At 70.6% G+C, this 13,930-nt stretch carries 15 protein-coding genes; 10 read left to right on the forward strand and 5 right to left on the reverse strand.

What is annotated here, in order from left to right; all coding sequences use genetic code 11:
* Window positions 1-3: 3 nt before the first annotated feature.
* Together trmB and AC3ENX_RS13480 are read right to left on the reverse strand one after the other, a co-directional pair.
* On the reverse strand, window positions 4-765 hold the full coding sequence (trmB, locus tag AC3ENX_RS13475) for a tRNA (guanosine(46)-N7)-methyltransferase TrmB (protein ID WP_434812316.1): 762 nt from the start codon (window positions 763-765) through the stop codon (window positions 4-6).
* Between the two features lie 108 nt (window positions 766-873).
* Window positions 874-1,710, reverse strand: a complete 837-nt coding sequence (locus AC3ENX_RS13480) for a DUF3097 domain-containing protein (RefSeq protein WP_434812317.1) — start codon at window positions 1,708-1,710, stop codon at window positions 874-876.
* A 167-nt stretch (window positions 1,711-1,877) separates the two neighbouring features.
* Here AC3ENX_RS13480 and AC3ENX_RS13485 point away from each other — a divergent pair, with 167 nt between their 5' ends.
* From AC3ENX_RS13485 to AC3ENX_RS13500, 4 genes are all read left to right on the forward strand, one after another.
* Window positions 1,878-3,905, forward strand: coding sequence for a TPM domain-containing protein (locus tag AC3ENX_RS13485; protein WP_434812318.1), 2,028 nt, complete (start codon window positions 1,878-1,880; stop codon window positions 3,903-3,905).
* A 59-nt stretch (window positions 3,906-3,964) separates the two neighbouring features.
* Window positions 3,965-4,702 (forward strand): PspA/IM30 family protein, encoded by a 738-nt coding sequence (locus tag AC3ENX_RS13490; RefSeq protein WP_434812319.1) that lies wholly within the window; start codon window positions 3,965-3,967, stop codon window positions 4,700-4,702.
* Between the two features lie 73 nt (window positions 4,703-4,775).
* Complete coding sequence (locus tag AC3ENX_RS13495; protein WP_434812320.1) at window positions 4,776-5,576, forward strand: arginase family protein; 801 nt, start codon at window positions 4,776-4,778, stop codon at window positions 5,574-5,576.
* The gene (locus AC3ENX_RS13500) at window positions 5,573-6,046 is read left to right on the forward strand and encodes a Fe-S oxidoreductase (protein WP_434812321.1); all 474 of its coding nucleotides are present in this window, start codon (window positions 5,573-5,575) and stop codon (window positions 6,044-6,046) included. The genes AC3ENX_RS13495 and AC3ENX_RS13500 overlap by 4 nt, the downstream gene beginning before the upstream one ends.
* Window positions 6,047-6,108: 62 nt before the next feature.
* Here the strand turns inward: AC3ENX_RS13500 and AC3ENX_RS13505 are convergent, their stop codons facing one another.
* From AC3ENX_RS13505 to AC3ENX_RS13515, 3 genes are all read right to left on the reverse strand, one after another.
* Complete coding sequence (locus AC3ENX_RS13505) at window positions 6,109-6,594, reverse strand: SIP domain-containing protein (RefSeq protein ID WP_434812322.1); 486 nt, start codon at window positions 6,592-6,594, stop codon at window positions 6,109-6,111.
* Between the two features lie 70 nt (window positions 6,595-6,664).
* Window positions 6,665-7,369, reverse strand: coding sequence for a tyrosine-protein phosphatase (locus AC3ENX_RS13510; RefSeq protein WP_434812323.1), 705 nt, complete (start codon window positions 7,367-7,369; stop codon window positions 6,665-6,667).
* On the reverse strand, window positions 7,366-7,842 hold the full coding sequence (locus AC3ENX_RS13515; RefSeq protein WP_434812324.1) for a carboxymuconolactone decarboxylase family protein: 477 nt from the start codon (window positions 7,840-7,842) through the stop codon (window positions 7,366-7,368). Before AC3ENX_RS13515 ends, AC3ENX_RS13510 begins: the two co-directional genes overlap by 4 nt.
* 52 nt (window positions 7,843-7,894) lie before the next feature.
* On the opposite strand from AC3ENX_RS13515, the gene AC3ENX_RS13520 reads away from it, so the two are divergent.
* From AC3ENX_RS13520 to AC3ENX_RS13545, 6 genes are all read left to right on the forward strand, one after another.
* Entirely contained in the window at window positions 7,895-8,830 is a 936-nt protein-coding gene (locus AC3ENX_RS13520; RefSeq protein WP_434812325.1) for an alpha/beta fold hydrolase, read from the forward strand.
* A gap of 135 nt (window positions 8,831-8,965) precedes the next feature.
* A complete protein-coding gene (locus AC3ENX_RS13525) occupies window positions 8,966-10,474 on the forward strand; it encodes an ABC transporter substrate-binding protein (RefSeq protein ID WP_434812326.1) in 1,509 nt (502 codons plus the stop codon).
* On the forward strand, window positions 10,471-11,421 hold the full coding sequence (locus AC3ENX_RS13530; RefSeq protein ID WP_434812327.1) for an ABC transporter permease: 951 nt from the start codon (window positions 10,471-10,473) through the stop codon (window positions 11,419-11,421). The genes AC3ENX_RS13525 and AC3ENX_RS13530 overlap by 4 nt, the downstream gene beginning before the upstream one ends.
* Window positions 11,418-12,296 carry an ABC transporter permease gene (locus tag AC3ENX_RS13535; protein WP_434812328.1) on the forward strand — a complete coding sequence of 293 codons (879 nt, stop codon included), beginning with the start codon at window positions 11,418-11,420 and terminating at the stop codon, window positions 12,294-12,296. Before AC3ENX_RS13530 ends, AC3ENX_RS13535 begins: the two co-directional genes overlap by 4 nt.
* Window positions 12,293-13,081 (forward strand): ABC transporter ATP-binding protein, encoded by a 789-nt coding sequence (locus AC3ENX_RS13540; protein WP_434812329.1) that lies wholly within the window; start codon window positions 12,293-12,295, stop codon window positions 13,079-13,081. The genes AC3ENX_RS13535 and AC3ENX_RS13540 overlap by 4 nt, the downstream gene beginning before the upstream one ends.
* A complete protein-coding gene (locus AC3ENX_RS13545; RefSeq protein WP_434812330.1) occupies window positions 13,078-13,890 on the forward strand; it encodes an ABC transporter ATP-binding protein in 813 nt (270 codons plus the stop codon). Before AC3ENX_RS13540 ends, AC3ENX_RS13545 begins: the two co-directional genes overlap by 4 nt.
* Window positions 13,891-13,930 lie beyond the last annotated feature (40 nt).

Consider the following 13,930-nt stretch of genomic DNA (forward strand, 5'->3'; position numbering starts at 1 on the left):
CGGTCATGGCCGGTCAGAGCGGCGCTGGGCACGGCGGTAGACGAGGTCGCGGATCTGCCGCCCCTTCGCGATGCCCTTGCGCTCGAACGCGGTCATGACGCGTCCCTCGAACCGGTCGGCCCACTCCCCCTCGAACGCCGGCGTGAAGCCGTCGGCGCCTGCCATGACCTCGCGCATCTGCAGCGCGTAGTCCTCCCAGTCGGTCGCCAGCCGAAGCAGCCCGCCGTCGCGCAGCGCGCGTGCCGCGATCGGCGGGAAGGCGGGTGCGATCAGGCGCCGCTTGTTGTGCTTGGCCTTGTGCCACGGGTCGGGGAAGAAGATCCACAGTTCGTCGACCGAAGCCTCGGGCAGGAGGTGTTCGAGCACCTCGGGGGCGTTGGCCTCGACGAGGCGCAGGTTGCGGGCGCCGGCTCGGTCGGCGTCGAGCATCGTGCGGGCAAGGCCCGCCCGGAACACCTCGACGGCGAGGAAGTCCGTTTCGGGTGTGTGTGCGGCGGCATGCACGATCGCGTGCCCCTGCCCCGACCCGATCTCGACGACCAGCGGCGCGGTGCGACCGTACACGGCGGCCGGGTCCACGGTGGTGCCGGGGCGGATGCTGGTGGCCGCGGCATCCCGTTCGACGTCGATGACGTAGTGCCCGCTGAGTTCTGCCCAGGCGCGCTCCTGCCCGTCGCTCATGCGGCCGCTGCGGCGCACGAACGAGACGGGCGTGTCGCGGAAGCGGCGCGGCTCGGCGGAGGTGGACGGGTCGTGCTGCGGCATGGTCTCCAGGCTACCGAGCGGGTGGGATGCCGGCGTGCCGGGTCTCGATACACCGCGGCTGCGCCGCGGCACTCGACCACCGGAAGGGTTCAGCGAGACGAAACGGTGTCAGTCGGTGGTGACGAAGTCGATGAGCTCCTCGACGCGGCCCAGCAGTGCGGGGTCGAGGTCGCGGTAGGTCTTCACGGCGCCGAGGATGCGCTGCCAGTTGCCGGCGAGGTCAGCCTGGTCGTCGGCCGGCCACCCGAGCGCCCTGCTCACGCCGACCTTCCATTCGATGCCGCGCGGCACCTTCGGCCACGCGGCGATGCCGAGCGAAGACGGCCGCACGCATTCCCAGACATCGATGTAGGGGTGTCCGACGATCTTCAGGTGCCGCCCGTGCGGCCCCCGAAGGATCTGCTCCGCGATGCGCGACTCCTTCGACCCCGACACGAGGTGGTCCACGAGCACCCCGTAGCGGCGTTCAGGTGAGGGCGGGTCCTCACGCAGCAGGTCGCCGAGCAGATCGACACCCTGCAGGTACTCGACGACGACGCCTTCGACCCGCAGGTCGGCGCCCCACACCTTCTCGACCAGTTCGGCGTCGTGACGGCCTTCGACGAGGATACGGCTGGCCCGCGCGACCCTCGCCCGCTCCTGCGGGGCCGCGAACGACCCGGATGCCGTGCGGGCGCGCCCCTGCGGGGCCTTCGGCTTCGCGGGCACCAGTTCGACGAGCCCGCCGTCGATGAGAAAGCCGGGGCCGAACGGGAACAGCCGTCGACGGCCATTGCGGTCCTCCAGCTCGACCATGCCCGACTGCGAGCCGACCACGGCGCCGCAGTAGCCGTCGGCTGCGACCTCGACGACGAGGTCGCGTTCGGCCTCGACACGCGGCGTCTGCCGACGTCCGACATCGCGCCAACCGGCTGCCAGCACATCGGATCCGTAACGGTCGTCCATGGGTTCCCTCCGACCGCGTGAGCCTAGCCCGGACTCGCCGAAGCCCGACGCAGCGACCCGCCCGCGCGGCCACCCTGCTGTTTCCTGTCCCTTCCCTATGCCGTATGTCGGCGGACGCATAGACTCACTCTGCAAGGATGGGCTCTCCGGCGATGAAGGGTGGACCGATGGGCTCCCGATGGGCATTGACGCTGACGGCTGCGGCCGCGGTCGTGCTCGGGAGCGCGTCCGCCGCGACCGCAACCGGCCCCGTCTCGCTCGACGAGAACCAGTTCCTCGACGCGTCCGATGTGCTCTCCGCCTCGCAGGAGCAGACCGTGCAGGATCGCCTGGTCGCCCTCTCCGATGAGACCGACGTCGACCTGTGGGTCGTCTATGTCGACGACTTCACGAATCCGACCAGCAGCGAGGAGTGGGCCAACGCGACGGCGCTCGCGAACGGCCTCGGCACGAACCAATACCTGCTCGCGGTCTCGACCGAAGGTCGGCAGTTCTACCTGTCAGGCGACTCCGAAGGGCCGGTCAACGGTGATGCGCTCACCGCGATCGAGCAGCAGCGCATCCAACCCGAGTTGGCGGCCGACGACTGGGCGGGTGCGGCGGTCGCCGCGGCAGACGGACTCGAGGATGCCGCGGGCGGTGGCAGCGGCGGAGTCTCCGACTCGAGCGGCGGCGGCACCGGTCTGCTGATCCTGCTCGGCGTGCTGGTCGTCGCCGGCGTCATCGTCGCGATCATCATGGTTCGCCGACGCGGCAAGGGCACCGCCGGTGGCGGCGCGCAGCTTCCCGGCCAGGCGCCGGCGGAGCCCCTCGAACAGCTCGAGAAGCGCGCGAAGGCGTCGCTGGTGCAGACCGACGACGCCATCAAGACCAGTGAGCAGGAGCTCGGGTTCGCGCGAGCCCAGTTCGGGGACGCCGCCACAGCCGAGTTCGCCGGTGTGCTGGATGCCGCGAAGAAGGCACTCGACACCGCGTTCTCGTTGCAGCAGCAGCTCGATGACGCCACGCAGGACACCGAGGCGCAGCAGCGTGAATGGTGCACGCAGATCCTGCAGCTGACCGAGACGGCGAATGAAGAACTCGACGCGAAGGCCGAGTCGTTCGACGAGCTACGTCAGCTCGAGCAGAACGCCCCCGAAGCCCTCGCCCGGGTGCAGGAGCTGCATGCCACCGTCAGCGGCGGGCTGGACGCCGCCGCGACACGGCTCTCGACTCTGCAGGCGAGCTACGCGCCCGAAGCGCTCGCGACCGTCGCCGACAATCCGACGCAGGCGCGTTCCCGTCTCGCGTTCGCGACCGAACAGCTCGCGGTCGCCGAGCAGGCGATCGGCGCCGGCGACGGGTCGGCGGCAGCCGTCGGCATCCGTGCCGCGGAGGAGGCGGTCGGGCAGGCGAAGCTCCTCGACGACGCGATCGACAAGCTCGGTGACGATCTCGCCGCCGGTGAGCAGAGCGCGCAGGCCCTCATCGCCGACCTCGAGAAGGATCTCGCCACGGCGGCCGCGCTGCCCGACGGCGACGGGCGCCTCGCCCCGATCATCGCCGGTACGCGGCAGCAGGTCGGCGCCGCACGGGAGAACCTGTCCGGCGCGGCCAAGCGGCCGCTCGTGACCCTGCAGGCCCTCGAACAGGCCAACGCCGAGATCGACGCGGCCATCGCGGGGGTGCGCACCGCGCAGGAGCAGGCCGACCGCGCGCGCCAGATGCTCGATCAGACGCTCATGCAGGCCGCCTCGCAGGTCTCCGCGGCCGAGGACTTCATCACGTCCCGCCGCGGCGCCGTCGGCGCGACCGCACGCACGCGGCTTGCCGAAGCCGGCTCATCGCTCGTGCATGCCCGCCAGCTGGCCCAGACCGACCCGACGCAGGCACTCGGCCTCGCCCAGCGTGCGCACCAGCTTGCCGGCGAAGCCATTCAGCACGCGCAGAACGACGTCGGCGCCTTCTCCGGCGGCGGCGGCATGTTCGGCGGCGGCTCGAGTGGTGGCGGCGACATGATGGGCGCCGTCCTCGGCGGCATTGTGCTCAATTCCGTCCTCGGTGGCGGCGGCATGTTCGGCGGAGGTGGCGGACGCTCCTCCGGCGGCGGCATGTTCGGCGGCGGCGGCATGTTCGGCGGTGGAGGCGGCGGCATCCGCCCCGGAAGCTTCGGCGGCGGCGGCACACGCGCCCGCCGAGGAGGGGGACGCTTCTGAGCCTCTTCCGCAGATCCTCACGATCACGATCCGACAGATTCCCGATGAAAGGAAACACGATGGCAAAGCAGTCCATCTTCGGCCGCATCTCGACGCTGGTGAAGGCGAACATCAACGCCCTCATCGACGCCGCGGAAGACCCGGAGAAGATGCTCGATCAGCTCGTCCGCGACTACACCAACAACATCGCGGACGCCGAGGCGGCGATCGCCGAGACGATCGGCAACCTGCGCCTGCTCGAGCGCGACCACCAGGAGGACGTCAAGGCGGCCGAGGAGTGGGGCAACAAGGCCCTCGCCGCCAGCCGCAAGGCCGACGAGCTGCGCACCGCGGGCAACACGACCGATGCCGACAAGTTCGACAACCTCGCCAAGATCGCGCTGCAGCGCCAGATCAGCGAGGAGAACGAGGCCAAGGCCATCGGGCCCTCGATCGAGTCGCAGACCGAGGTCGTCGAGAAGCTCAAGGACGGCCTCAACGGCATGAAGCAGAAGCTGGAGCAGCTTCGGTCGAAGCGCTCCGAACTGCTGGCGCGTGCCAAGACCGCCGAGGCGCAGAACAAGGTGCACGACGCGGTCAAGTCGATCGACGTGCTCGACCCGACCAGCGAGCTGGGCCGGTTCGAAGACAAGGTGCGCCGCCAGGAGGCGCTCGCGGCCGGCAAGCAGGAGCTCGCCGCCTCGACGCTCGACGCCCAGTTCAACGCGCTCGAGGACATCGGTGAGCTGACCGAGGTCGAGGCGCGCCTGGCCGCGCTGAAGACCGGCGGCAGCAGCGCCCCCGCGATCGGTCAGTGATCGCACCGGTGCGGCGTCGGACGTGTTCCGGCGCCGCACCGTCGTCTTCTCCCCCTCCCCGAAGGACCGACTGATGGCACGTTTCCTCGTGGTGCCGCAGTGGCAGGGCTCCCCCTCCACGCGGCCGATGCTCCAGGCCGACGGCGCGGAGGCGATCGCGGGCGACCTGCCGCGCGCCGCGTGCCGCACGATCGACGTGCCGCTCGAGGCCGGCGAGATGCTGGACACCGGCATCCGCCGCTACAGCAGTCTGCGCCGTGTGCAGGATGCCGTGGCGGAGGCCCTCGCCGACGCTGACGCGATCGTCGTCGGCGGCGACTGCGGCGTGGCCGTGCCCGCGATCTCGGACGCGCTTGCCCGCCACCCGAACGCAGCGGTCGTGTGGTTCGACGCGCACGCCGATCTGCACACAGCCGCATCGTCGACGTCCGGGGCCTTCGCGGGCATGGCGCTGCGCGCCGCCGCCGGCGACGGTGCGCTCGGAGCCCCGCATCCCGTCCGGATGGACCGCGTCGTGCTGGCGGGCGCCCGCGAGTTCGACCCCGCCGAATCCGACCTGATCGCGTCCGAGGGAATCACGGTGATCAGCGTCGACGCCGATCCCGACGCGTTCGTCGAGGCCGTCGCAGCCACCGGCGCCGACGCCGTCTACCTCCATGTCGACCTGGATGTGCTCGACCCGGCGGAGGTCACCGGGTTGAGCGACCCGGTGCCGTTCGGCATGACGGTGCCGCAACTCACCGCCGCGATCACAGCGCTGCGAGCCCGCTTCCCCCTCGCCGGCGCATCACTGGCTGCCTTCGCGCCGGCAAGCCCCGCGGCCGCGGTCGACGACATGGGCGCGATTCTGCGCATCGTCGGAGCGCTCGCGTGAGCGCACGGCCCACGGCCGGTTGGGAAGCCAGGGCCGAGCGCGCCGTCGCGCGCGGCGAGCGCTTCGACCGCTTCATTCCCGGCATCCTGCTCGACTCCCCCATCAGCGCGATCGGCTACGCGTGGGGCACGGCAGTGGGGTTCGTGTGGGGCAGCCTGTGGTCGACCGGTCGCGTCCAACGTCGCGCCGGACTGTGGGTCTTCTCGGGCATGCCGAACTGGACCTTCGGTCGCGGCGGCGTGTGCGTGGGCGGGTGCTTCCTCACCGGCGATACCCGCATCTCTGACGCCTTGCTGCGCCACGAAGCGGTGCACGCCCGGCAGTGGCGTCGATACGGCGCGCTCATGCCGTTCCTCTACTGGGCTGCGGGTCGCGATCCGCTCACGAACCGGTTCGAGGTGCTCGCCGGGCTCGAAGACGGCAACTACGTGCGCCGTCGCCGCACCCCCAGCACCACGACTGCGCCATAAGACGACGACTGCTGCGCCGATCGATGGCGCGGGTGCCGCGAAGTGGCGCAGTCGCGGAGTGCTCAGGCCGAGACGAGGCCGAACCGAGCCGGCACGTTGACGGATGCCGCATCCATGCCGAGCGTCTCAGTGAGGTGGTCGAAGATGTCGGCCGTGCCGAGGAACCCGCCCAGCAGGTGCACACGCGTGCCGCGGTCGTCGGCGCAGAGCATCTCGTCGGCCCAGCCGGTGACGGCGCGGGCGAGCGCCTGACCGGCGCTGCAGGAGCGGCCGCTGCCGGGTGCGCCGGTGCGCTGCGAACGATCGAGCCACGTCACCGTCATGCGCGCGGGCGCGGCGATCTCGCCGATCCACGACGCGTCGGGCACTTCGATGAACACGCGACCGGTCGAGCAGATCGGGAGCGTTGCCACCAGCGCCTGCAGCTCTGCGAGCGACGTCTCGTCGGCGGTGACCAGATGCTGCACGCGCGCATGCTTCGACGCCCGGCAGGCGGTCGCACTGTGTGCGGCGGTCTGTGCGGCGGAGTGCGTGGTGGTCGTGGTCATGCCTCGAGTATACCCGCAAAGATAGGTATGCCTTACCTCAGATGACACCGGGTGACGCGGCAGGCGGACGTCAGGCGACGAGCACGCGGCGGAGCGCACGCAGTTCGTCGTCGCCGAGCCCATTGGCCGCCAGGTACTCGGCAGCGCCACCGAACCGACCTCGCAGATCGGCGAGCATTCCCGCCATCGCCGACGCCGGCGACAGGGTCGCGAGCTCCTCGAGGTGGCGCGCCGCGGGGAACGCGCGGCGCAGATACCCGAGCACCCGCTCGTTGCGGGCAGGCGGCAGCAGCGCCTCCGTTCGCGCGTAATCGGCGACGACGGCATCGTCGTCGACGCCCGCCGCGGCCAGCGCGAGCGCGACCGTCACCCCGGTGCGGTCTTTGCCGAGGGTGCAGTGCACGAGCACGGGCTGATCGGCCAGCACGGCGCGAACCACCTCGACCATCCGCTCCCCCGAATCGTCGACGAGCGAGCGGTAGAGGTCGGCGAGGGTGAGGTCCTCGGCGAAGAACGACGCCGCAGAGCCTGCGAACAGCGGCAACCGCACCGTGAGGCCATCGAAGGCGGGCGCCGTCGGCTCCATGGCGCGTTCGGCGTCGTCGCGCAGATCGACGATGCGACGCAGCCCCAGCGCCCGCAGCGCCCGCTCTCCGTCGGCACCGAGACGTGCCAGGTTGCCGGAGCGGAACAGGACGCCCGACCGCGTCGTGCCCGCGCCGGCGCTGAGCCCGCCGACATCACGCAGATTCAGCGCACCGGGAACGTCGGTCATGCGTGCTCACCGCGGCGCGGCGGCACGGGGTACTTGCCCGCGATCGTGATGCGGTTGAACGCGTTGATCGAGACGAGCAGCCAGCTCAGCGCGACGTACTCCTGCTCGGTGAGGATGCCGCCGACGTGGTCGTACACGTCGTCCGGCACGCCCTCTTCGTGGATGTACACGTACCGCTCGGCGAGGTCGAGCGCCGCACGCTCCCGCCCCGTGAACACACCCGATTCGCGCCACGTGGCGATCTGGGCGATCTCATCGGCCGTGAGTCCCGCCGCGACCCCGCGGTCGACGTGCACCCGCACGCAGTAGGCGCAGCCGTTGAGCTGCGAGGAGTGGATGAGCGCGATCTCCTTGAGCCGGTCGTCGATGCCGGCGTCGGCGGCGATCGTGCCGACGGTCTTCGAGAACTCCTCGAGCGCGTCGTACGCCGGACGCGCAGAACGGGACAGGTGGACGCGGCGCTCAGTGGTCATGCACCCAGCCTATTTCGACGACCGCCGCACCGGCTCATGCACAATGGTGCGGATGAGCGAATTCCAGTTCCTCGCCGAGCAGGCCGCAGCCCTCGGCATCGATGCCGCGCCGCCGGTCGAGCGCCTGACGCACACGCTGCCCGACGGTCGCACCGTGAGCGCCCTGCGCTTCGGCGACGCCCCGCCCGTTGCCACGTTCCTGCACGGGGCAGGGCTGAACGCCCACACGTGGGACGTGACGATCCTCGCGACGGGCCTGCCCGCACTCGCGATCGACCTGCCCGGCCACGGCGACTCGTCGTGGCGCGACGACGCCGTCTACACCGGCCGCGCACTGGCCCCAGACGTCGCCGCCGCGATCACCGCCTGGACCGATCGCCCGCAGGTCGTCGTCGGCCAGTCGCTCGGGGGTCTCACCGGTGCGGCGCTCGCGGCATCGCGCCCCGACCTCGTCCGCGAACTCATCGTCGTCGACATCACCCCCGGCATCGACCCGAACGGCGGCGCCGCCGAACTGCGGAAGTTCTTCGCCGGGCCAACCGACTGGGCCTCGCGCGAAGAGCTCGTCGAGCGGGCGCTGGCCTTCGGGCTCGGCGGAACGCGTGAGGCGGCCACGAAGGGCGTCCTCCTCAACTCGCGCGTCCGCCCCGACGGACGCGTCGAGTGGAAGCACCACTTCGCGCGCCTCGCGAACGCCCTCGCCTCCGACGCGGACGCTGCCGCGGAGCACGACCGGCAGCAGGACGGTGTCGCGCGCGTGCTCGCAGCGTCTGGGTGGGACGACCTCGCCGGGGTGATCGCACCCCTCACCCTCGTGCGCGGAACCCGCGGATATCTCACCGACGCAGACCGCAACACGTTCGCCGAGCGCGTGCCGCAGGCGACGATCGTCGAACTCGACGCACCGCACAACGTGCAGGAGCAGCGCCCCGCCGAACTGGCCGCGCTCGTCGTGGATGCCGCAACCCGCGGCACCGGGAACAGCTGACGACCCGAAGCCGTTGCATGACGGCGGATGCACCCGCCGTCCGCGCAGGAGCCTAGGCTGTACTCCGCACCTGAGTTCGCAGGGCGGCACGACAGCAACGACGCCTCCCTGCCCCTTGTGAAAGGACCCCCGCACATGCCCCGTCGTACAGCGCTCGTCGCCGCGGCCCTCGTGACCGCCGGCATCCTCGCACTTGCGGGCTGCACCGGCGAACCCGCCGAATCCCCCTCTGCGACCACCGGCACACCCGACCCGAACGCGAGCGTCGCCATCCGCCTGGTGCTCGAGCCCGGCAACCTCGACATCCGGCAGACGGCCGGCGTCTCGCTCGACCAGATCTTGATCGACAACGTCTACCAGGGCCTCGTCGCGCGCACCGCGGAGGGCGAGATCGTGCCCTCGCTCGCAGAATCGTTCGACGTGAGCGAGGACGGCCTCACCTACACGTTCGAGCTGCGCGAGGGCGTGCTGTTCCATGACGAGCAGGAGCTCACCGCGGCCGATGTCGTGTGGTCGCTGCAGACCCGCAGGGACTCCGACACGTGGAGCGACGCCGACCGGCTTGCCCGCGTCGACCGCATCGCCGCGGAGGGGCAGACCATCACCCTCACGCTGAGCGAGCCCGACTCATCACTGTTGTGGAACCTCACCGGCCGCGCCGGCATCGTCTTGAAGAAGGACGACAAGGTCACCTACGAGACCGCGGCCAACGGGACCGGTCCGTTCACCCTCACCGACTGGAAGCAGGGCGACAGCATCACGCTGACCCGCTTCGACGGCTATTGGGGCGAGGTGGCGCAGGTCGCCGAGGTCGTCTTCCCGTTCATCCCCGACAACCAGGCCGCCATCAACGCGGCCATCGACGGCGACGTCGACGTGCTGACCGGGTTCGATGCGACCCTCACGGAGCAGATCGAGGGCAGCGGCTTCTCGGTCGAGATCGGCAGCGCGACCGACAAGAGCGTGCTCGCGATGAACAGCACGAGCGGGCCGCTGGCCGATGTGCGGGTGCGCGAGGCGATCCGTCTGGCCATCGACCACGACTCGATCGTCGCGGCGGTCGGCTCGGGCCAGACCCTGTACGGACCGATCCCCGAACCCGACCCGGGCTTCGAAGACCTCTCCGACGTCGTCTCGTACGACCCCGAGGCCGCGAAGGCGCTGCTGGCCGAGGCGGATGCCGAAGAGCTCGACCTGACCCTCACGATCCCGTCGGCCTACGGCACGACGCTGCAGCAGATCCTGGTCTCGAACCTGAACGCCGTCGGCATCACGCTGAAGGTGGATGCCGTCGATTTCGGCACGTGGATCAGCGACGTCTACTCGAACAAGGACTACGAGCTCAGCATCGTCAACCACGCCGAGCCCCGCGACTTCGAGAACTGGGCGAACCCCGACTACTACTTCACGTACGACAACACCGAGGTGCAGGACCTGTACCAGCAGTCGCTGTCGTCCACTGACGAGGGCGAAGCGGCAGAACTGCTGGCACAGGCCGCGCGCATCGTGTCCGAAGACCACGCCGCCGACTGGCTGTACAACTGGTCGTCGGTCGTGGCGGTCTCGCCCGATGTGGCCGGTATGCCCACCGACAACGTCAACTCGCGCATCAACCTCGCCGAGATCACCAAGAGCGACGGGTGATCCGCTACGCGCTGACCCGACTGGCCCTGCTCGTGCTGGGGCTTGTCGTGGCCAGCGTGCTGATCTTCCTCACGCTTCGGGTGCTGCCCGGCGACGTCGCGCAGCAGATCGCCGGAACGAACGCCTCGCCGGCGCAGGTCGACGCGATCCGTGAGCGACTGGGACTGAACGAGCCGCTCACGACGCAGTACGTGCAGTGGGCGACGGGCGTCCTCCGCGGCGATCTCGGCGCCTCGCTGCGAACCGGCACCCCCGTCGTCGAAGAGCTCGTCGAGAAGGCGGCCGTCACGGTGCCGCTGGGACTGCTGGCGATGGTGATCGCGCTGCTGATCGCGTTGCCGTTCGGCGTGCTCTCGGCGATCCGCCGCGGCCGGGCCGACGGCACGACGCTCTCGGTGGGCGCTCAGGCGATCGCGGCCGTGCCGGTCGTGTGGGCGGGCATGATGCTCGTCGTCGTGTTCGCGGTGTGGCTGGGCTGGCTCCCCGCGCAAGGCTTTCCCCGGGACGGCTGGGACGAGCCGGGACGTGCGTTGCGCTCGCTGGTGCTGCCCGCACTGACGATCGGCATCGTCGAGGGCGCCATGCTGATGCGATTCGTACGCAGCGCCACCCTGCAGGCGATCGGCCAGGACTACGTGCGCACCGCTGCGGCGAAGGGGCTCACCCGCACGCAGGCGCTCCTGCGCCACGGCCTGCCCAACGTCGGGCTCTCGATCATCAGCGTGCTCGGCCTGCAGGTGGCCGGCATCATCGTCGGCGCCGTCGTCATCGAGCAGCTGTTCACCCTGCCCGGCATCGGACGGATGCTCGTGGCCGATGTCGGCCTGCGCGACCTGCCCAAGGTGCAGGGAGAACTGCTGGTGATGACCGGCATCGTGCTGCTCATCGGATTTCTCGTCGACCTGCTGCACCGCGTGATCGACCCCCGACAGCGGGAGGCGGCATGAGGATCCCCGGCTGGCTGCGTCGCCTCTGGCGCACGGCATCGGGCCGCTTCGGCGTCATCGTCGTCGTGGTCGTCGGCGTCACGGCACTCATCGCACGGTTCTGGACCCCGTTCGACCCGATCGACGTCGACATTCCGGGTGCCTGGCAGAGCCCGAACTGGCCGCACCTGCTCGGCACCGACAACACGGGGCGCGACATCCTGAGCCTGCTCATGGCCGGCGCGCGCACGACGGTGTGGGTGGCCGCGGGTGCAGGGCTCGTCGCGACGCTGCTCGGTCTCGCGCTCGCCGCGCTCGGCGCCCTGACCGCTCGGTGGGTGCGCGAATCGACCGCGGTGCTCGTCGACATCCTCGTCGCCTTTCCCGTGCTGCTGATCGCCATGATGCTCTCGTCGGTGTGGGGCGGGTCGCTCCTGGTCGTGATCGTCTCGGTCGGCATCGGCTTCGGGGTGAACGTCGCCCGCGTCACGCGCCCCGAACTGCGCCGCGTGCTGCACAGCGATTTCGTGGTCGCCGCGCGCGCGTCCGGCCTCACCGGTGGGCAGGTCCTCATGCGTCACCTGCTGCCCAACGTCGCGCCCGTGTTCATCGTGCAGCTGTCGTGGGGCATGGCCGTCGCCGTGCTCGCCGAAGCAGGCCTGAGCTATCTCGGCTTCGGCGCACCCGTGACCGAGCCGTCGTGGGGCGTGCTGCTGAGCGACCTGCAGCTGCACATCACGACCCATCCGCTCTCGGTCGTCTGGCCCGGACTCGCGATCACCCTGACCGTCCTGGGACTCAACCTGCTCGGCGACGGGCTGCGCGAAGCGACCGATCCGACCCTGTCGCAGCGCACCGCTGCTGCGCGCACGCACACGCCGGCGGTGGTGGCATGAGCCTCATCGTCCGCGACCTCGTGATCACGATCGGCGACCGGCGCGTCGTCGACGGCGTGTCGTTCGAGGTGCCCGACGGTGCCCGCGTGGGACTGATCGGCGAATCGGGATCAGGCAAGTCCCTCACCGCCCTCGCGCTGCTCGGGCTGCTGCCCGACGGCGCGACGGCGAGCGGCAGCATCCTCTGGAACGGCCGCGAACTCGTCGGCATGCGCGACCGCGAGCTGGCAGAGCTCCGCGGCGACGAGATCGGCATCGTCTTCCAAGAGCCGCGGACCGCCCTCAACCCCATCCGCACCGTCGGCCGCCAGATCGCGGAGTCGATCCGCATCCACCAACCCGTCTCGCGGCGCGAAGCCGCCCAGCGGGCCGTCGCGGAGGCAGAGCGGATGCGGCTGCCCGCACCCGCGTCGATCGTCGCCCGCTACCCGCACCAGCTGTCGGGCGGCCAACGGCAGCGCGTCGCGATCGCGATGGCACTCGCATGCAGGCCACGCCTGCTGATCGCCGACGAACCGACCACCGCCCTCGACGTGACCATCCAGGCCGAAATCCTCGAGCTGCTCCTCGACCTCGTCGAAGACGACGGAATGTCACTCGTGTTCATCACGCACGACCTCGCCGTCCTGTCGCAGATCGCGACGCACGCCGTTGTGCTCGAAGACGGCCGTGTCGTCGAACAGGGCGCCCTCTCGACCCTGCTCACCGAGCCGGCCTCCCCCGTGACGCAGGGGCTCCTGCGCGACGCGACCACCACCCTGTGGCGCCCGGGAGGTGCCGCATGAGCGACGCGCTCATCACCGGACGGGGGCTCACCCGCCGCTTCCGCGCACCGGCGAAGCGGCTCTTCGCCCCCGCGCAATGGACGACCGCGCTCGAAGACGCCGACGTCGACGTGCGTGCGGGCTCGGCGGTCGGCATCATCGGCGAGTCCGGTTCGGGCAAGTCGACGCTCGTGCGACTGCTCACCGGCCTCGACGTCCCCGACGAAGGAACCGTCACCGTGGACGGCACACAGGTCGACGCTCGGGCCCGCGCGCGAGACCTGCACTGGCTGCGTCGCCAGACCGGCATCGTCTTCCAGGACCCGTATGCGTCGCTCGACCCGCGTATGAGCGTCGGCCGCGTCATCGCTGAACCGCTGTGGGCGCTCGAGATCGACGGCGACCGCCGGGAGCGGGTGCGCGACGTCCTGCGACAGGTGGGGCTGGAGCCCGAGATGGCCGAGCGCTACCCGCACGAGTTCTCGGGCGGTCAACGGCAGCGGATCGCGCTGGCCCGCGCCATCGTGCACCGCCCCCGCATCCTCGTCGGCGACGAACCGCTCTCGGCACTGGACGTGACGGTGCGCGCGCAGATCCTCGACCTGCTGCGCGACCTGCGGGCGACGCAGGACCTCACCCTCGTGATGGTCTCGCACGACATCGGCGTCGTGCAGAACCTGTGCGACGAGGTCATCGTCATGAAGGACGGTCGCATCGTCGAAGAGGGCCCGACCGAGAAGGTGCTGCTCGAACCGCAGGTCGCCTACACGCGGCGACTGCTCGCGTCGATCCCGGTCATCGCGACGCCTCGTCCGCCGTCGGGGCACTGACCCGTCGCCCATGTCGGAGGGTGCGCGTAGCCTGTGGCAC

Source organism: Microbacterium sp. bgisy189, assembly GCF_057707225.1.